Genomic DNA, 17,636 nt, shown 5'->3' with positions numbered 1-17,636 from the left:
TTCAATTATTCATTTTTATGCGTATGCAGTTGTTTTAGCGCATTTTCTATATCTTGGATTAAATCTTGAGGATGTTCCAGTCCTATACAAAAACGAACCAGTAAACCTTGTTGCAAATGTGTATTTTCTAATTTGCGCATGTCTTTTAAGTTATACAACATCACCAGGCTCACAGGGCCACCCCAACTGAATCCAAGCTTAAATAATTGTAGTTGATCGCAGAAATAACGGATATCAGCAAGTGTATATTGAGGATTGAAAATAACGCTCACAAGTCCAGCACTTTGCTCAGTTAAACAAATATCTCTCCAGTAATGATGGCCAGCTGATTCTGAATCAGCTGGATGCAACACTTGCACAAACTCATTCTGTTGTTTTAGCCAATCAAGAAGTTGAAGCGCAGACTCTGCTTGAGTTTCATAACGAATTTTCATCGATGCCAAACTACGTTGAATTTGTGCAACATCATCGCCAGATACAGAAATACCTTGTAAGGCATGCATTTTAAATAATTGGTGATGCAGCTTCTTGTCGCGCGTCACAATAGATCCCATGAGAATGTCACCGCCACCACTTGGGTATTTCGTTAAGGCGTGTACAGTCATATCAACACTTAAATGTTGTTGACCAAAATCAAATGCATTAAAGGCTAACCCAGCCCCCCAAGTGTTATCGAGGGCAGTCAAAATATTCTTAGATTTTGCTTTTAAAACCAATCCCTCTAGGTCAGGAAATTCTAAGGTGACTGAACCAGCTGCTTCGAGCCAGATGAGCTTGGCTTGCGCAGTGGGTCGAAAACTATCAACGTCTATTGAGTTGTAAATTTTGACTTGGATGCCGTAACGAGCTTCTAGGTTAAGCAAATGTTCCATGTTGGGACCATAAATATTGTCTGATACCCAAACCTCATCACCCTGAGCTAAAAAACAGGAATTAACTAAATTAATTGCAGACAATCCACTTGGTGCAAGTAAGCAGAATTCACCGCCTTCTATTTGTGCAATGTTATCGGCAAGTGTGAATGTAGTGGGTGTACCATGTGTGCCATAGCTATAATCATAGTCATCTGTCCAATGACGATTAAATAAAGCGTCTGTATTTTTAAAAATAATCGTAGACGCACGATAAATAGGAGGTTGTACGCTAGAGATAAACTGTGGGGCTTTACGAGGTGCATGGATCAGATGGGTTTGTGGATTTTTCTTCACAGCTCAGCTCAAAATTAAAAACAGAATAAGCATTAGCAAAACATAATATTCGGGTTAAACAAAGCAATGATTTGTTTAAAAATAATAAAATTTCATCGGGTTGGCTTCATTTTTGCAAAGTTAAAGTACTTATATAATAAAGATCAGGAAAATTTGAATGAAAAATTTAAAAGTTCATTATTTTCAGCATATTGCAGGTGAAGGTTTTGGCAGTTGCTATGAATATTTAATAGCTAAAGGCGCACAATTAAGTGCAACAGAATTCTTTGCACTTCCTGTAGATCGATCATTAGATATTGAAGCATTACCTTTAATAAAGGATGTGGATCTGTTGATCATCATGGGAGGCACGATGAGTGTTAATGATGAAGCTAACTTTCCATGGTTAACGGTGGAAAAAAGGTGGTTAAGACGATATTTATCACAAGGAAAGCCAGCCATAGGGCTGTGTTTGGGTGGTCAGCTCATCGCGAATGCTTTAGGGGCAAATGTGAGTCGTAATTCAGAACAAGAGTTAGGGTGGTTTGAAGTCAGTCGAAGTCATACAGTCAATGGTGAATATTTTTGTGTGCCAGAAAAACTTACCGTGATGCACTGGCATAGTGAAACCTTTGAAATACCCAAAGGGGGGATACGCCTACTTGAGAACAAAGTATGTGCAAATCAAATGTATCAAATAGGGCGTAATGTACTTGGTTTTCAATTTCATCCAGAAATAACCCCGCAAGTCTTGCAATCTTTTATTGATAATGAGGAGCATGATCACACCTTTAGAGGATCTTTTGTACAACCATTAGAGCTGCTCAGAAAAAGTAAAACAACACAGTTTAAACCAGGCAACCAATTTTTAAATGATGCAATTGACTATGTTCTAAGTGCATAAAGTGATGCTTCCGTATACCAGTAAATAGATATTTCATAAGGGCTATGTTTAAAATAAATCGCCAAATAGGTTTGCTTAACACTTAAACAATCGTTATAATGGGCGACCCTTAAATATTGAGGGCTAAACAACGCTGAATGTTGTTTAGGTCGTTACAGTCGTGGCATCGATCATGACCTTAGTGATTTTCACTGCCTTTGACACTCGCCTTGTTTTGAATAGGGGGAGATGCGTCATGGGTGATTCTTTATATATTTTGGCTTGGAGTTTACTGGTATGTCTAACCAGAGAATCCGTATCCGTTTGAAGTCTTTTGATCATCGTTTAATTGATCAATCTTCTCAAGAGATCGTAGAAACAGCAAAACGTACTGGCGCACAAGTTTGTGGTCCAATCCCGATGCCAACTCGCATCGAACGTTTTAACGTTCTAACATCACCGCACGTTAACAAAGACGCGCGTGATCAGTATGAAATCCGTACTTACAAGCGTTTGATCGATATCGTTCAACCTACAGATAAAACTGTTGACGCGTTGATGAAGTTGGATCTTGCAGCTGGTGTTGATGTTCAGATCGCATTGGGTTAAGGCTTTCGGTTAATTAACGTTTTAAGTTAATTAAGCCGCTTTTTTAGAGGTTTATGCACATGGCTATTGGTTTAGTCGGTCGCAAGTGCGGTATGACTCGTATCTTTACAGATGCTGGTGTTTCTGTACCTGTTACAGTGATTGAGGTTGATCCTAACCGCATCACTCAAATCAAAACGCTTGAAACTGATGGTTATCAAGCGATTCAAATCACTACTGGTGAACGTCGCGAATCTCGCGTAACTAACCCTCAGAAAGGTCACTTCGCTAAAGCGGGTGTTGCTGCTGGTCGTTTAGTTCAAGAATTCCGTGTTTCAGAAGCTGAGCTTGAAGGTCGTGAAGTTGGTGGTTCTCTTACTGTTGAGTTGTTCTCAGTTGGTCAAATTGTTGACGTAACTGGTACTTCTAAAGGTAAAGGTTTCCAAGGTGGTGTTAAGCGTTGGAACTTCCGTACGCAAGATGCTACTCACGGTAACTCAGTTTCTCACCGTGTTTTAGGTTCTACAGGTCAAAACCAGACTCCTGGTCGCGTGTTCAAAGGCAAAAAAATGGCTGGCCATTTAGGTGCTGAACGTGTAACTACACAGGGTCTTGAGATTGTTGCTATCGATACTGAACGTTCAGTTCTAGTAGTTAAGGGTGCAGTCCCTGGTGCTACTGGTGGTGACGTTACTGTTCGTCCTACGATCAAGGCTTGAGGGGAAATATTGTGAATTTAAATACTGTTTCCGGCTCTGCTGTTGAATTGTCTGAAGTTGCTTTCGGGCGTGAGTTTAATGAAGCTCTTGTACACCAAGTTGTTACAGCTTATTTAGCTGGTGGTCGTCAAGGTTCTAAAGCTCAAAAATCACGTGGTGATGTATCTGGCGGTGGTAAAAAACCATTCCGTCAAAAAGGTACTGGCCGCGCACGTGCTGGTTCTATTCGTAGCCCAATCTGGGTTGGCGGTGGTAAAACTTTTGCTGCTCGTCCACAAGACTGGTCTCAAAAAGTAAACCGTAAAATGTATCGCGGTGCTATGCAATGCATCCTAGCTGAACTTGTTCGTCAAGATCGCTTAGTTTTAGTGGAAGAGTTTGCTGTTGCTGCTCCAAAAACTAAAGAATTGCTTGCAAAACTTAACGACTTAAATGCGACTCGCGCTTTGATCGTTACAGATGCTGTTGATGAGAACTTGTATCTTGCTGCTCGTAACATTCCACATGTAGATGTGGTTGATGCTGCTGCAATCGATCCTGTTAGCTTGATTGCGTTTGACAAAGTTGTTATGTCTGTAGCTGCTGCTAAGAAAATTGAGGTAGAACTCGGATGAACAACGAACGTATCTATCAAGTCCTACAAGGACCTGTATTCTCAGAAAAAGCTCAAGTTTTAGGTGAGACTGCTGGTGTTCAAGTTTTTAAAGTTGCGATCAACGCAAACAAACTTGAAATCAAAAAAGCAGTTGAACAATTGTTTGGTGTAGAAGTTGTTAAAGTTAACACGACTATCACTAAAGGTAAGACTAAACGCTTTGGTAAAACATTAGGACGTCGTTCTGATGTTAAAAAAGCATACGTCACCCTGAAAGCTGGCCAAGATGTTGAAATGGCTGACTTGGGCGATACCGCTGAAAGCACAGCGGAATAAGGACGAGAATTATGCCTATTCAAAAATGTAAGCCAACGTCTCCAGGACGTCGCTTTGTAGAGAAAGTCGTTCACGACCATCTTCACAAAGGCGCGCCTTATGCTCCGTTGGTTGAAGCTAAAAAACGTACTGGTGGTCGTAATAATAACGGTCACATCACGACTCGTCACGTAGGTGGCGGTCATAAGCAGAACTACCGTATTGTTGACTTCAAACGTAACAAAGATGGTATTCCTGCAACTGTAGAGCGTATCGAATACGATCCTAACCGTACTGCACACATTGCACTTGTATTGTATGCTGATGGTGAGCGTCGTTATATCATCGCTCCTAAAGGCCTTCGCGCTGGTGATAAAGTACAGTCTGGTAACGATGCTCCAATTCGTCCAGGTAACTGTTTACCACTTCGCAACATGCCTATCGGTTCTACTCTTCACAACATCGAACTTAAAATCGGTAAAGGCGCGCAACTCGCTCGTTCAGCTGGTACTTCAGTTCAGTTGTTGGGTCGTGACGGTTCTTACGCTATTGTTCGTCTACGTTCAGGCGAGATGCGTAAAATTCACGTTGAATGCCGTGCAGTTCTTGGTGAAGTTTCTAACCAAGAAAGCAACCTTCGTTCACTCGGTAAAGCTGGTGCAGCTCGCTGGCGTGGTGTTCGTCCTACCGTTCGTGGTATGGCGATGAACCCAGTTGACCATCCACATGGTGGTGGTGAAGGGCGTAACAAAGGTATTCAACCTGTAAGCCCATGGGGTCAAAAAGCTAAAGGGTACAAAACACGTACCAATAAGCGTACGACTAAGATGATCATTCGCGACCGTCGCGTTAAGTAACAAGTAAAGGAATCTGACAATGCCTCGTTCTCTGAAAAAAGGCCCATTCGTCGATGCGCACTTGTTCGCTAAGGTTGAAGCGGCTATCGCGGCTAATAACCGTAAGCCGATCAAAACTTGGTCGCGTCGTTCGATGATCCTCCCGGATTTTGTTGGTTTAACAATTTCTGTCCATAATGGCCGTAACCATGTTCCAGTGATTGTATCTGAACATATGGTTGGTCATAAACTCGGTGAATTCGCGCCAACTCGTACCTATCGTGGTCACGGTGTTGACAAGAAGTCTAAACGTTAAGGTGCTATGATGGAAGTTACTGCTAAATTACGCGGTGCCGCTATCTCGGCACAAAAAACTCGTTTAGTTGCAGATTTAATCCGTGGCAAATCAGTTGCTCACGCGCTTAACATCTTAAACTTCAGCAACAAAAAAGCTGCAGTTTTAGTTAAAAAAGCTTTGGAATCTGCGATTGCTAACGCTGAACACAATAACAGTTTAGATGTAGACGACCTTAAAGTTTCTACGATCTACGTTGATGAAGGCACTAGCCTGAAACGTATTTTGCCACGTGCTAAAGGCCGTGCAGATCGTATTACTAAGCGTACTTGTCACATCACCGTTAAGGTAGGGGTTTGATATGGGTCAGAAGGTTCATCCAATCGGTATCCGCCTAGGTGTTGTGAAACGTCATAACGCTAACTGGTACGCGAGTCCGAAACAATATGCTGAATACTTGCTTAAAGATCTTCAAGTTCGTGAGTTTTTGAACAAAAAACTTAAGAATGCGATGGTGAGCAATATTCTTATCGAACGTCCTACTGGCGCTGCTAAAGTTACTATTAGCACTGCTCGTCCTGGTATCGTAATCGGTAAAAAAGGCGAAGACATTGAGAAATTACAACGCGAATTAACATCTATTATGGGTGTTCCTGCGCAAGTAAGCATCAACGAAATCGATCGCCCAGACTTAGACGCTCGTCTAGTTGGTGAAGCTATCGCTTCTCAATTAGAAAAACGTGTAATGTTCCGTCGTGCTATGAAGCGTGCGGTTCAGAACTCTATGCGTTCTGGTGCTAAAGGTATTAAAGTTGAAGTTTCTGGTCGTCTTGGTGGTGCAGAGATTGCTCGTACTGAGTGGTATCGTGAAGGTCGTGTGCCTTTGCATACACTTCGTGCTGACATCGACTACACTTCAGTACGTGCTGAAACTACTTACGGTACGATCGGCGTTAAAGTGTGGATTTTCCGTGGTGAGATCTTAGGTGGCATGAAACAAGTCATGAACCCTGCTCCTGCTGAAGATCGTCCAGCTAAACGCGGTCGCGGTCGTGGTGAAGGTCAAGAGCGTCGTGGTCGTCGCAATGATCGTTCTGCTGAAAAAGGAGAATAAACCATGTTGCAACCTAAACGTACAAAATTCCGTAAAGTGCAGAAAGGCCGTAACACTGGTCTAGCTCACCGCGGTAGCACTGTATCTTTTGGTACAATCGCTCTTAAATCAATTGAACGTGGTCAAATGACTGCGCGTCAAATTGAAGCAGCGCGTCGTACAATCAGCCGTCGTATTAAACGTGGTGGTAAAATCTTTATCCGTGTTTTCCCAGACAAACCAATTACCTCTAAGCCTCTTGAAGTGCGTATGGGTAAAGGTAAAGGTTCGGTGGAATACTGGGTTTGTCAAATCAAACCAGGTAAAGTCTTGTACGAAATTGATGGTGTTAACGAAGAATTGGCTACAGAAGCTTTCAAGCTTGCTGCTGCTAAACTACCGTTTAAAACCACTATCGTGACTCGGACGGTAATGTAATGAATATTAAAGATCTACGTGAAAAGTCGGTAGAAGAATTGACAGCTTTGCTTGATGAGCAACAGTTGAACCAATTCCGTCTTCGCATGGCGAAATCAACTGGTCAATTGGGTAAATCGCATGAAGTTGCGCTTACTCGTAAGACAATTGCTCGCATCAAGACCCTCCTTACCGAAAAACAGGAGAACGCACAATGAGTGAGCAAACAGTTCGCACGTTAACAGGTAAAGTAGTAAGCGACAAGATGGATAAGTCTATCGTTGTTCTTATCGAACGCCGCGTTCAACATCCGTTGTATGGCAAATCGATTCGCCGTTCAACAAAATTACACGCTCATGATGAGAACAACACTGCTAAAGCTGGCGACGTTGTAACCATTAAAGAATGCCGCCCAATGTCTAAAACTAAGTCATGGACTTTAGTTGAAGTAATTGAAGCTGCAGCTGAGTAATTAACGTTCTTGTTGCATCATCGGTCAATTTCGAGTACTCTTTGAGCCTTTCGAAAATGTGACCGGTGATGCTCGGTTTTGGAGTAGGGCAATGATTCAGACCGAAAGTATGCTCGACGTAGCAGACAACAGTGGTGCTCGCCGCGTACAATGTATCAAAGTACTAGGTGGTTCACATCGTCGTTATGCTTCTGTTGGCGACATTATTAAAGTTACTGTAAAAGAAGCAATTCCACGTGGCCGTGTTAAAAAAGGTGACGTGATGAATGCAGTTGTTGTACGTACAAAATTCGGCATTCGTCGTCCAGACGGTTCTGTGATCCGTTTTGATGACAACGCTGCTGTTATTTTAAACAACAACAAAGCTCCGATTGCTACTCGTATTTTCGGACCAGTGACTCGTGAACTTCGTACTGAACAGTTCATGAAAATCATTTCATTGGCTCCTGAAGTTCTATAATAGAGGCAATCATGGCTAAGATTAAAAAAGGCGATCAAGTAATTGTGATCGCAGGTAAAGAAAAAGGCAAACAGGGTTCTGTTTTGTCTGTTTCGAATGACCGTGTTCTTGTTGAAGGCTTGAATTTGGTTAAGAAGCATCAAAAGCCTAATCGTGCAACAGGTGCTGAAGGCGCTGTCGTTACACAAGAAGCTTCGCTTCATATCTCTAACGTGGCAATTTTTAATGCTACAACCCAAAAGGCTGACCGTGTTGGTTACCAAGTAGTAGAAGGCGTGAAAACTCGCGTATTCAAATCTAATGGTGAATCAGTGGCGGTAGCGAAGTAATAGGTTGAATTAGGCTATGGCCAGACTTAAAACACGTTATAACGACGAACTTAAAGCTCAATTGTTAGAAACTTTGGGCGTTAAGAATGTGATGGAAATTCCACGCATCACAAAAATTACCATCAACATGGGTGTTGGTGCTGCTTCTGCTGACAAGAAATTGTTAGATGGCGCTCTTTCAGATATGCAAGCAATTGCTGGTCAAAAACCAGTTCTTACATTAGCTCGCAAATCTATCGCTGGTTTCAAAATCCGTGATGGTTGGCCGATTGGTTGTAAAGTGACTTTACGCGGCGAACGTATGTACGAATTCTTAGACCGTTTGATCTCTATCGCGATCCCTCGTATTCGTGACTTCCGCGGTTTTTCTGCGAAATCATTTGATGGTCGTGGTAACTATTCAATGGGTTTAAAGGAACAAATCATGTTCCCTGAAATCGACTTTGATAAGATTGATCGTATTCGTGGTATGGATATTACTATTACTACGACTGCTCGCACCGATGACGAAGGCCGTGCGCTTATGCGTGCATTCGGCTTCCCGTTCAAATAAGAGGTCGATATGGCTAAGAAAGGTATGATTAATCGCGAATTGAAACGCGAAGCTACTGTTGCTAAATACGCTGCAAAACGCGCTGAATTAAAAGCGATTATTGCAAACGTAAATGCGAGCGACGAAGAGCGTTTCGAAGCGATGATGAAATTTCAAGCATTACCACGTAATGCGTCTCCAGTACGTCTTCGTAACCGTTGTGGTTTAACTGGTCGTCCTCATGGTTACTTCCGTAAGTTCGGTCTAAGCCGTAACAAATTACGTGAAACAGTAATGCAAGGTGATGTACCGGGCGTTGTTAAGGCAAGCTGGTAAGGAGCGACTATAAATGAGTATGCAAGATACCGTTGCCGACATGCTAACACGTGTTCGTAACGCACAAATGGCGAAGAAACAAACTGTTTCTATGCCTAACTCTAAGTTGAAGGTTGCTATTGCAAACGTTCTTCAACAAGAGGGTTATATCGCTGATGTAGCGGTTGCTGAAAACGAAGGCAAACCTACGTTAACGATTACTTTAAAATATTTCGAAGGCAAACCAGTTATCGAAACTGTGAAACGCGTAAGCCGTCCAGGTCTACGTCAATATCGCGGTAAAGATGCACTTCCAAGCGTTAAGCAAGGTTTAGGTATTGCAATTGTTTCTACAAGCAAAGGCATCATGACTGATCGCGCTGCACGTGCTGCAGGTATCGGTGGTGAAGTTGTTGCTTTTGTTTCTTAATAGGTGATTCCTCATGTCTCGTGTGGCTAAAGCCCCAGTAACTGTACCTAACGGTGTAACAGTTACTCAGAACGGCCGGCAGGTCGAAGTGAAAGGCAGCAAAGGTACATTGTCTTTCAACCTGCATGCGCTGGTCGAGCTTAATCAGGAAGAAGGTACACTTCAGATTGCTCCTAAAACAGAGTCGAAAGACGCTTGGATGCAAGCTGGTACTGCTCGCGCTATGCTTAACAACCTTGTGAAAGGTGTAAGCGAAGGTTTCGAACGTAAGTTACAGTTAATTGGTGTTGGTTATAAAGCTGCTGTTAAAGGTGATACTGTTCATCTTAACTTAGGTTTTTCTCACCCAGTTGATTATAAACTTCCTGAAGGTGTAACTGCTGAAACTCCAACTGCTACTGAAATCGTTTTGAAATCAGCAAGCAAACATATGTTGGGTCAAGTAGCTGCAGATATCCGTGGATACCGTCCACCAGAGCCGTATAAAGGTAAAGGTGTTCGTTATTCGGATGAAGTTGTTCTTCGTAAAGAAGCTAAGAAGAAATAAGGCGCGAGGTTCTTATGAACGAAAAGAAACAAACCCGTTTGCGTCGTGCGAAAAGCACACGCTTGCACATCCGTGCATTGGGTGCGACTCGTTTGTGTGTAAACCGCACTCCGCGTCACATCTATGCTCAAGTTATCTCAGCAGATGGTGGCAAAGTTTTAGCGCAAGCTTCAACTTTAGATGCTACTTTACGTGCTGGTTCAACTGGTAACGTTGATGCTGCAACTAAAGTAGGTGCTTTAATCGCAGAGCGTGCTAAAGCAGCTGGCGTAACTAAAGTTGCATTTGACCGTTCTGGTTTCAAATATCATGGTCGTATCAAAGCCTTGGCTGATGCTGCTCGTGAAAACGGCTTGGAGTTCTAATCATGGCTAAAGTTGAACAAAACGAAGGTCTTGTTGAAAAGCTGGTTGCCGTTGATCGTGTAGCCAAAGTTGTTAAGGGTGGTCGTATCTTCTCTTTCACAGCATTAACAGTTGTGGGTGATGGTAATGGTCGCGTAGGTTTTGGTCGTGGTAAAGCACGTGAAGTTCCAGCTGCTATTTCTAAAGCACTTGAAGCTGCTCGTCGCAACATGATCACTGTTGATCTTGCAGGTACTACTCTGCAACACCCTGTGAATGCTCGTCATGGTGCAAGCCGTGTTTACATGCAACCTGCTTCTGAAGGTACTGGCGTAATTGCTGGTGGCGCAATGCGTGCCGTTCTAGAAGCAGCTGGTGTACACAACGTACTTGCTAAATGTTATGGTTCTACTAACGCTGCTAACGTAGTAAACGCAACTTTCAAAGGTTTGCGTGATATGACTTCTCCTGAGAAGGTTGCTGCGAAACGTGGTCTTTCAGTAGAACAAATTCAAGGGTAATCAATCATGAAAACGATTAAAGTTACCCAGACTAAATCTTCATCGCATCGCTTGAAAAATCACAAGCTTAGCCTTAAAGGTTTAGGTCTGCGTCGTATTGGTCATACTGTTGAAGTGCAAGACACGCCTTCTAACCGTGGTATGATCAACCAAGTCTACTATATGGTTAGTGTAGAGGAATAAGCCATGACTCTGCGTTTAAATACAATTGCGCCTGCAGAAGGTGCTAAGCGTGATAACCTTCGTCTAGGCCGTGGTATCGGTTCTGGTGTTGGTAAGACTGGTGGCCGTGGTGTCAAAGGTCAAAACTCACGTAAGAGCGGTGGTACACGTCCTGGTTTCGAAGGCGGTCAAACTGCGTTATATCGTCGTTTGCCTAAATTCGGTTTCACTAGCCAATTGGCATTGAAAACTGCTGAAGTACGTTTGTCTGAACTTGCAAAAGTTGAAGGCGATATCGTTACTTTGGAAACTTTGAAAGCGGCAAACGTTGTACGTAAAGATATGATTCGTGCTCGTATTGTTCTTTCTGGTGAAATCACTCGTGCGTTCACTGTTCAAGGTGTTGCATTGACTAAAGGCGCTAAAGCTGCTGTTGAAGCTGCTGGCGGTAAAGTCGAGGAGTAATCGCGAGTGTCTATGTCTCCTAGTTCTACAGGTCATGTTCACATGATGAAGGGGCAACCATTTCACGTGAAGTACCGTGAAATCATTCAACGTTTGTTATTTTTGGTAGCTGCGTTGGTTGTCTTTCGACTAGGAGCGCATATTCCGCTGCCAGGTATTGATAATGTCGCTTTAGAACGTTTTTTCCAAGCCAATGAGGGTACATTCCTCGGCCTGTTTAATATGTTTTCTGGCGGGGCATTGGAACGAATGTCCATTCTTGCGTTAGGGATTATGCCGTACATTTCTGCATCTATTATTGTGCAGTTGATGTCATCGGTAGTCCCATCGCTAGAAGCATTAAAGAAAGAGGGCGAGCAGGGCAAACGTAAGATTAACCAATATACTCGCTACGGCACCTTATTTCTTGCTTTGGTGCAAGGTATTGGGATGTGTGCAGGACTCATTAGTCAAGGAATTACCTTTACTTCTGGTCTTGCTTTTTACATTCCAGCGCTAACTTCTTTAGTTGCGGGTACCATGTTCCTCATGTGGTTAGGAGAGCAAATTACCGAACGTGGTGTTGGTAATGGTATCTCGATGATCATTTTTGCAGGGATTGTTGCTGGTTTGCCAAGCATGGTCGTACAGTCATTTACCCTTGTGGAAAATGGTCAGTCCAGCCTAATTGGTATAGCAGTTTTTGGTTTATTATCTTTGGCTGTTTTGGCAGCTATTGTGTTTATTGAAAAGGCACAACGTCGTATACCTGTTAACTATGCTCAAAAGCAGCAAGGTCGTCGAGTATTTACTGCACAACAGACGCATTTGCCATTGAAAATTAACATGGCAGGGGTGATTCCAGCAATTTTCGCTAGTTCGTTATTGTTGTTCCCTGCGAGTTTAGGTCAATGGTTAGGTAGTTCTGATCCTAGTGCAGGAATTGTAAAGCGTACACTACAAGATTTGGCATTAGTTTTGTCGCCTGGACAACCGTTGTATTTGGTGCTTTTCGGTGCGCTCATTATATTCTTCTGTTACTTCTATACGGCATTAGTATTTAGTCCTAAAGAAGTCTCTGAAAATTTAAAGCGTAGTGGAGCTTATGTACCTGGTATTCGCCCAGGTGAGCAAACTGCTCGTTATTTAGATCATATTCTTAGTCGTTTGACTTTTATTGGCGCAATCTATATTACAGTTGTGTGTTTAATGCCGATGGTACTGCAAAGTTCATTTGGTATTCCTTTCCACCTTGGTGGTACATCATTGTTAATCGTGGTTGTTGTTGTGATGGACTTTATGGCTCAGCTACAAGCTCATCTCACATCACGTCAGTATGATAATCAGACGCTAATGAGTAAAACGACTGCTCATCCTAAGGGATAAGCGCACTTAGAAGGTTTCGTTATGAAAGTTCAAGCTTCTGTAAAGAAAATTTGTGGTAGCTGTAAAGTTATCCGTCGTAATGGGGTTATTCGCGTAATTTGCAGCGCAGAACCTCGTCATAAGCAGCGTCAAGGTTAATCTGATCAAGACCTGTTGATTTCAGTAGGCTAATTAGGTTATTATCCGCCCCTCAAGATTTTGTCGGGCGGTTGATTATCTTTGCTGCCTTTTTGGAGAAAATGAATGGCTCGTATTGCCGGTGTAAACATTCCGGATAACAAGCATGCTGTTATCTCTCTTACGTATATCTTTGGTATTGGCCGTCACACTGCTAAGAACATCTTAGCTGCTGTTGGTATCGCTACTACTACTAAGATTCGTGAATTAGATGATGCTCAGCTTGATGCGATTCGTGCAGAAGTTACTAAGGTTCCTACCGAAGGTGATTTACGTCGCGAAATTTCCATGAACATCAAACGTTTAATGGATTTAGGCTGCTACCGCGGTCTTCGTCATCGTCGCAGCTTGCCTGTCCGCGGACAACGCACCAAAACTAACGCACGTACCCGTAAAGGTCCGCGCAAACCGATTAAGAAATAAGATTTCTGGAAGCTAAAAGATGGCTAAAGATACACGCGCACGCAAGAAGGTCACTCGTACCGTCTCTGAAGGTGTTGCACACATTCACGCTTCTTTTAATAACACCATTGTGACTATTACCGATCGTCAAGGTAATGCACTGGCTTGGGCCACTTCAGGTGGACAAGGCTTCCGTGGATCACGTAAATCAACTCCGTTCGCTGCTCAGGTAGCTGCTGAAGTTGCTGGTAAAGCAGCTTTGGACTACGGTTTGAAAAACTTGGATGTCCTTGTTAAAGGTCCTGGTCCAGGTCGTGAATCTGCGGTTCGTGCTTTAGGTGCAGTGGGTTATAAAATTAATAGCATTACCGATGTGACTCCAATCCCGCACAACGGTTGCCGTCCACCTAAAAAACGTCGCGTCTAAGGAGAATCATTCATGGCTCGTTATATTGGTCCAAAATGCAAACTCTCTCGCCGCGAAGGGACAGACCTGCAACTTAAATCAGGCGTTAAACCGTTTGATGTTAAAACTAAAAAACATGCTAAAGCTCCTGGCCAACATGGCGGGGCTCGTGGCAGCAAACAATCTGAGTATTCACTACAATTACGTGAAAAACAAAAAGTACGTCGTATGTACGGTGTTTTAGAGCGTCAATTTAGTAACTACTATAAAGAAGCTGCTCGTGTTAAAGGCGCAACAGGTGAAAACTTGTTGAAATTGCTTGAAAGCCGTCTTGATAACGTCGTTTATCGTATGGGCTTTGGTTCTACACGTGCAGAAGCTCGTCAGCTTGTATCTCACCGTTCAATCACTTTAAATGGTCGTCGCGTTAACATCGCTTCAATCCAAGTTAAAGCGGGTGACGTGATTGCAGTACACGAGAGCTCTAAACAACAATTACGTATTAAAAACGCAATTGAATTAGCTGCTCAACGTGGTACTCCTTCTTGGATGGAAATTGATTCATCTAAGTTAGAAGGTACATTCAAATCTGCACCTGATCGTTCTGATTTACCTGCTGAAATCAACGAAAGCTTGATTGTTGAATTGTATTCTAAATAATCCTTGAGGTAGCAATAATGACGCGTACTGCAAACGAGTTTCTAACTCCGCAAGCGATCAAGGTCGAAGCGGCAAGCGGGACCTCGGCAAAAGTGATTCTAGAACCATTAGAGCGTGGCTTTGGCCATACTCTAGGTAATGCTTTACGTCGCATTCTTTTATCTTCTTTACCTGGCGCTGCTGTGGTAGAAGTTGAAATCGAAGGCGTCGAGCACGAGTACAGTACTTTAGAAGGCTTGCAGCAGGACATCGTCGAGCTCTTGCTGAACCTTAAAGGATTGTCTATTAAGCTGTTCGATCAAAATGAAGCATATTTAACATTAGAGAAACAAGGGGCAGGTGACGTAACTGCAGCTGACCTTCGTTTACCTCATAATGTTGAAGTGATCAACCCAGAACACTTGATCGGCACATTAAGTGCTTCAGGCTCATTAAAAATGCGCTTGAAAGTTGTTCAAGGTCGTGGTTATGAAACTTCTGATTCACGCTTCCCTGAAGGCGAAACTCGCCCAGTGGGTCGTTTACAATTAGATGCTTCTTATAGCCCAATCAAACGTGTTTCTTACACAGTGGAAAACGCTCGTGTTGAACAACGTACAGATCTTGACAAGTTGGTCATTGATCTTGAAACAAATGGTACTGTAGATCCAGAAGAAGCAATCCGTAAAGCGGCAACAATCTTGCAACAACAAATTGCAATTTTTGTTGATCTTCAGAAAGATCAAGCTCCAGTTGCTCAAGAACCTCGTGAAGAAGTTGATCCAATCTTGCTTCGTCCAGTAGATGATCTAGAGCTTACTGTTCGTTCTGCTAACTGTTTGAAAGCAGAAAATATTTACTACATCGGTGATCTTGTTCAACGTACTGAAGTTGAGTTGCTTAAAACTCCTAACTTAGGTAAAAAATCGTTGACTGAGATTAAAGATGTTCTGGCATCGAAAGCTTTGCAATTGGGCATGCGTTTAGAGAACTGGCCACCGGCTAGCCTCCGTATGGACGATCGCTTTGCTTATCGTAGCCGTTAATTAAGTAGGACTATCACCATGCGTCATCGTAATAGTGGTGTGAAATTAGGCCGTACAAGCAGTCATCGTAAAGCGATGTTCCAAAACATGGCTAATTCTTTGTTCGAACATGAGTTAATTAAAACTACTGTTCCTAAAGCGAAAGAATTACGTCGTGTTGCTGAGCCTTTAATCACTTTAGCTAAAGTCGATTCTGTAGCAAACCGTCGTTTAGCGTTTGCTCGTACTCGTTCAGCTGCAACTGTAGGTAAATTATTTACAGTTCTTGGCCCTCGTTACAAAGAACGTAACGGCGGCTATCTACGTGTTCTTAAAGCGGGCTTCCGTGCAGGTGATGCTGCACCGATGGCTTACGTTGAGCTAGTAGATCGCGAAGTTAAATAATTTCGCAAGAACGACAGTTGTTGTTCAAAAAAAGACCAGCTTTTAGCTGGTCTTTTTTTATGGGTATTGTTAGACAAGATATTTTATTGACCCAAATTGACATGAAAAAAACAATAAATATTTAAAACTGACATTGTGTATTGTCAGAATTGTGTTTTAATAAAATTGTTCAGATAAGAGGTTATAAAAAGAAATGGAAAAGCAAGTTGATATTCTCATTGTTGGCGCTGGTATCTCTGGAATAGGTATTGCAGCACATCTTACAAAGAATAATCCAAACCGTAAATTCGATATTATTGAACGTCGCGCGAGTTTTGGCGGTACTTGGGATCTATTTAAATACCCTGGAATTCGTTCTGATTCAGATATGTCGACCTTTGGTTTTAATTTTAAACCATGGCGTAATTCTAATGTACTTGCCGATGGCGAATCGATTAAAGGTTATATTGGTGAAGTTGTAGATGAATACAAATTAAAAGAAAAAATTCACTTTAATCATCGTGTAGTCGCTGCAAATTATGATTCTGCAACCAAAAAATGGCATGTTAAAATTGAAGATGCAAATCAAAAAACTCAAACTTGGATTGCTAATTTTGTTCTAGGTTGTACGGGTTATTATAATTATGATCAAGGCTTCCAGCCTGATTTTCCAAATCAGGAAGCATTCAAAGGACAACTGATTCACCCACAATTTTGGCCTGAAAACTTAGATTACACAGGTAAAAAAGTCGTGATTATTGGCAGTGGTGCGACAGCAATTACTTTAGTTCCTGCAATGGCAAAAGGTGGAGCTGGTCATGTGACCATGTTACAACGCTCGCCTACTTATATTGCTTCGATTCCTTCTATCGATTTTGTATATGATAAAACCCGTAAATTTATGTCAGAAGATATGGCGTATAAATTTACTCGTGCGCGTAATATCGGGATGCAACGTGGCATTTTTGCATTATCAAAAAAACAGCCACAGCTTGTTCGTAAATTACTTTTGAAATCGATTGAAATGCAATTAAAAGGCAAAGTGGATATGAAACACTTCACGCCTAGCTATAATCCATGGGATCAACGTTTATGTGTTGTTCCTGATGGTGATCTTTTCAAAATTTTACGTACAGGTAAAGCCAGTGTTGAGACGGATCAAATTGATAAATTTACAGAATCGGGTATTCAATTAAAATCTGGTCAGCATTTGGATGCAGATATTATTGTTTCTGCAACCGGTTTGGAAATCCAAATTATGGGTGGTATTAAGGCGACTGTGGATCATAAACCGCTGAATACCAGCGAACATATGCTGTACAACGGTGTGATGGTAAGTGATGTACCAAACATGGCGATGGTGATCGGCTATGTGAATGCATCATGGACATTGAAGGTCGATGTGGTTGCGGATTATATATGCCGTTTATTCAAATATATGGACCAAAAGGGCTATGATGAAGTGATCGCGCCGACGGATCATTCAGCGATGTTAGAAGAAACAGTGATGGGTGAGATGAGTTCGGGCTATATTGCACGTGCAGCAGATCAACTACCAAAGCAAGGTACCAAAGCACCTTGGATGGCGACCCATAACTATTTAGCAGATCGGAAAGAATTGAAAAATGCACGTTTTGATGATGGTATTTTAAAATTCCATAAGCGCGCCGCAGAAGATAATCGTAAGCCTAAACTTGTATCTTAAGTAGCTATTCAATTAGTCGACGATAAAA

General features: G+C 42.3%; 30 protein-coding genes and 1 pseudogene. 30 read left to right on the top strand and 1 reads right to left on the bottom strand.

The annotated features are described in order from the left end of the window. Positions 1-5: 5 nt before the first annotated feature. Positions 6-1,208 carry a PLP-dependent transferase gene (locus tag AC5YCE_RS06525; RefSeq protein ID WP_496171444.1) on the bottom strand — a complete coding sequence of 401 codons (1,203 nt, stop codon included), beginning with the start codon at positions 1,206-1,208 and terminating at the stop codon, positions 6-8. 157 nt (positions 1,209-1,365) lie between these two features. Here AC5YCE_RS06525 and AC5YCE_RS06520 point away from each other — a divergent pair, with 157 nt between their 5' ends. The 30 genes and pseudogenes from AC5YCE_RS06520 to AC5YCE_RS06375 all read left to right on the top strand — a co-directional run bounded on the left by AC5YCE_RS06520 (position 1,366) and on the right by AC5YCE_RS06375 (position 17,608). Continuing rightward, on the top strand, positions 1,366-2,091 hold the full coding sequence (locus AC5YCE_RS06520) for a type 1 glutamine amidotransferase (protein WP_496171443.1): 726 nt from the start codon (positions 1,366-1,368) through the stop codon (positions 2,089-2,091). Between the two features lie 276 nt (positions 2,092-2,367). Then, positions 2,368-2,679: a 30S ribosomal protein S10 gene (rpsJ, locus tag AC5YCE_RS06515; RefSeq protein ID WP_004725677.1), complete on the top strand. Its 312-nt coding sequence runs from the start codon at positions 2,368-2,370 to the stop codon at positions 2,677-2,679. 59 nt (positions 2,680-2,738) lie between these two features. Beyond that, positions 2,739-3,377 carry a 50S ribosomal protein L3 gene (gene rplC / locus AC5YCE_RS06510; protein WP_496171442.1) on the top strand — a complete coding sequence of 213 codons (639 nt, stop codon included), beginning with the start codon at positions 2,739-2,741 and terminating at the stop codon, positions 3,375-3,377. Between the two features lie 11 nt (positions 3,378-3,388). Continuing rightward, the gene (gene rplD / locus AC5YCE_RS06505) at positions 3,389-3,991 is read left to right on the top strand and encodes a 50S ribosomal protein L4 (protein ID WP_005012993.1); all 603 of its coding nucleotides are present in this window, start codon (positions 3,389-3,391) and stop codon (positions 3,989-3,991) included. Further along, on the top strand, positions 3,988-4,308 hold the full coding sequence (gene rplW / locus AC5YCE_RS06500) for a 50S ribosomal protein L23 (protein ID WP_496124759.1): 321 nt from the start codon (positions 3,988-3,990) through the stop codon (positions 4,306-4,308). The genes rplD and rplW overlap by 4 nt, the downstream gene beginning before the upstream one ends. Positions 4,309-4,319: 11 nt before the next feature. After that, entirely contained in the window at positions 4,320-5,144 is an 825-nt protein-coding gene (rplB, locus tag AC5YCE_RS06495; protein WP_067661646.1) for a 50S ribosomal protein L2, read from the top strand. A gap of 19 nt (positions 5,145-5,163) precedes the next feature. Then, complete coding sequence (gene rpsS, locus AC5YCE_RS06490; RefSeq protein ID WP_004281508.1) at positions 5,164-5,439, top strand: 30S ribosomal protein S19; 276 nt, start codon at positions 5,164-5,166, stop codon at positions 5,437-5,439. 9 nt (positions 5,440-5,448) lie between these two features. Next, entirely contained in the window at positions 5,449-5,778 is a 330-nt protein-coding gene (rplV, locus tag AC5YCE_RS06485; protein ID WP_067762914.1) for a 50S ribosomal protein L22, read from the top strand. 1 nt (position 5,779) lies between these two features. Then, positions 5,780-6,596: pseudogene (rpsC, locus tag AC5YCE_RS06480) on the top strand (30S ribosomal protein S3). Further along, positions 6,536-6,949 carry a 50S ribosomal protein L16 gene (gene rplP / locus AC5YCE_RS06475; protein ID WP_496124760.1) on the top strand — a complete coding sequence of 138 codons (414 nt, stop codon included), beginning with the start codon at positions 6,536-6,538 and terminating at the stop codon, positions 6,947-6,949. Before rpsC ends, rplP begins: the two are co-directional and overlap by 61 nt. Next, positions 6,949-7,146 (top strand): 50S ribosomal protein L29, encoded by a 198-nt coding sequence (rpmC, locus tag AC5YCE_RS06470; protein WP_496124761.1) that lies wholly within the window; start codon positions 6,949-6,951, stop codon positions 7,144-7,146. The genes rplP and rpmC overlap by 1 nt, the downstream gene beginning before the upstream one ends. After that, positions 7,143-7,400, top strand: coding sequence for a 30S ribosomal protein S17 (rpsQ, locus tag AC5YCE_RS06465; RefSeq protein WP_122899910.1), 258 nt, complete (start codon positions 7,143-7,145; stop codon positions 7,398-7,400). Before rpmC ends, rpsQ begins: the two co-directional genes overlap by 4 nt. A 91-nt stretch (positions 7,401-7,491) precedes the next feature. Further along, on the top strand, positions 7,492-7,860 hold the full coding sequence (gene rplN / locus AC5YCE_RS06460) for a 50S ribosomal protein L14 (RefSeq protein ID WP_004725701.1): 369 nt from the start codon (positions 7,492-7,494) through the stop codon (positions 7,858-7,860). An 11-nt stretch (positions 7,861-7,871) separates the two neighbouring features. Further along, on the top strand, positions 7,872-8,189 hold the full coding sequence (gene rplX, locus AC5YCE_RS06455; RefSeq protein WP_496124762.1) for a 50S ribosomal protein L24: 318 nt from the start codon (positions 7,872-7,874) through the stop codon (positions 8,187-8,189). 16 nt (positions 8,190-8,205) lie between these two features. Next, positions 8,206-8,742 (top strand): 50S ribosomal protein L5, encoded by a 537-nt coding sequence (gene rplE, locus AC5YCE_RS06450; RefSeq protein WP_496124763.1) that lies wholly within the window; start codon positions 8,206-8,208, stop codon positions 8,740-8,742. Between the two features lie 9 nt (positions 8,743-8,751). Next, positions 8,752-9,057, top strand: coding sequence for a 30S ribosomal protein S14 (rpsN, locus tag AC5YCE_RS06445; RefSeq protein ID WP_067762906.1), 306 nt, complete (start codon positions 8,752-8,754; stop codon positions 9,055-9,057). A gap of 13 nt (positions 9,058-9,070) precedes the next feature. Continuing rightward, complete coding sequence (rpsH, locus tag AC5YCE_RS06440; protein ID WP_496124764.1) at positions 9,071-9,466, top strand: 30S ribosomal protein S8; 396 nt, start codon at positions 9,071-9,073, stop codon at positions 9,464-9,466. Positions 9,467-9,479: 13 nt separating this feature from the next. Next, a complete protein-coding gene (gene rplF / locus AC5YCE_RS06435) occupies positions 9,480-10,013 on the top strand; it encodes a 50S ribosomal protein L6 (protein ID WP_496124765.1) in 534 nt (177 codons plus the stop codon). Positions 10,014-10,027: 14 nt separating this feature from the next. Next, positions 10,028-10,378, top strand: a complete 351-nt coding sequence (rplR, locus tag AC5YCE_RS06430; protein WP_496124766.1) for a 50S ribosomal protein L18 — start codon at positions 10,028-10,030, stop codon at positions 10,376-10,378. Between the two features lie 2 nt (positions 10,379-10,380). After that, positions 10,381-10,878, top strand: coding sequence for a 30S ribosomal protein S5 (gene rpsE / locus AC5YCE_RS06425; protein WP_004657688.1), 498 nt, complete (start codon positions 10,381-10,383; stop codon positions 10,876-10,878). A gap of 6 nt (positions 10,879-10,884) precedes the next feature. Further along, positions 10,885-11,061 carry a 50S ribosomal protein L30 gene (gene rpmD, locus AC5YCE_RS06420; protein ID WP_005012961.1) on the top strand — a complete coding sequence of 59 codons (177 nt, stop codon included), beginning with the start codon at positions 10,885-10,887 and terminating at the stop codon, positions 11,059-11,061. A 3-nt stretch (positions 11,062-11,064) separates the two neighbouring features. Further along, complete coding sequence (rplO, locus tag AC5YCE_RS06415; protein WP_496124767.1) at positions 11,065-11,505, top strand: 50S ribosomal protein L15; 441 nt, start codon at positions 11,065-11,067, stop codon at positions 11,503-11,505. A 45-nt stretch (positions 11,506-11,550) separates the two neighbouring features. Then, positions 11,551-12,870 carry a preprotein translocase subunit SecY gene (gene secY, locus AC5YCE_RS06410; protein WP_496124809.1) on the top strand — a complete coding sequence of 440 codons (1,320 nt, stop codon included), beginning with the start codon at positions 11,551-11,553 and terminating at the stop codon, positions 12,868-12,870. Positions 12,871-12,891: 21 nt separating this feature from the next. After that, positions 12,892-13,008 carry a 50S ribosomal protein L36 gene (rpmJ, locus tag AC5YCE_RS06405; RefSeq protein ID WP_000867907.1) on the top strand — a complete coding sequence of 39 codons (117 nt, stop codon included), beginning with the start codon at positions 12,892-12,894 and terminating at the stop codon, positions 13,006-13,008. A 105-nt stretch (positions 13,009-13,113) separates the two neighbouring features. Next, positions 13,114-13,470 carry a 30S ribosomal protein S13 gene (rpsM, locus tag AC5YCE_RS06400; RefSeq protein ID WP_496124768.1) on the top strand — a complete coding sequence of 119 codons (357 nt, stop codon included), beginning with the start codon at positions 13,114-13,116 and terminating at the stop codon, positions 13,468-13,470. Between the two features lie 19 nt (positions 13,471-13,489). Continuing rightward, positions 13,490-13,876 (top strand): 30S ribosomal protein S11, encoded by a 387-nt coding sequence (gene rpsK / locus AC5YCE_RS06395; protein WP_004281491.1) that lies wholly within the window; start codon positions 13,490-13,492, stop codon positions 13,874-13,876. A gap of 12 nt (positions 13,877-13,888) precedes the next feature. Continuing rightward, positions 13,889-14,515 carry a 30S ribosomal protein S4 gene (gene rpsD / locus AC5YCE_RS06390; RefSeq protein ID WP_496124769.1) on the top strand — a complete coding sequence of 209 codons (627 nt, stop codon included), beginning with the start codon at positions 13,889-13,891 and terminating at the stop codon, positions 14,513-14,515. A 17-nt stretch (positions 14,516-14,532) separates the two neighbouring features. Continuing rightward, the gene (locus AC5YCE_RS06385; protein ID WP_496124770.1) at positions 14,533-15,540 is read left to right on the top strand and encodes a DNA-directed RNA polymerase subunit alpha; all 1,008 of its coding nucleotides are present in this window, start codon (positions 14,533-14,535) and stop codon (positions 15,538-15,540) included. Between the two features lie 18 nt (positions 15,541-15,558). Then, positions 15,559-15,924: a 50S ribosomal protein L17 gene (gene rplQ / locus AC5YCE_RS06380; protein ID WP_067726622.1), complete on the top strand. Its 366-nt coding sequence runs from the start codon at positions 15,559-15,561 to the stop codon at positions 15,922-15,924. Between the two features lie 193 nt (positions 15,925-16,117). Next, entirely contained in the window at positions 16,118-17,608 is a 1,491-nt protein-coding gene (locus AC5YCE_RS06375) for a flavin-containing monooxygenase (protein ID WP_496171441.1), read from the top strand. The last annotated feature ends 28 nt before the right edge of the window (positions 17,609-17,636 follow it).

This window comes from Acinetobacter sp. CY79 (assembly GCF_059515845.1).
This window is presented reverse-complemented; position numbering and strand designations above follow the sequence as displayed.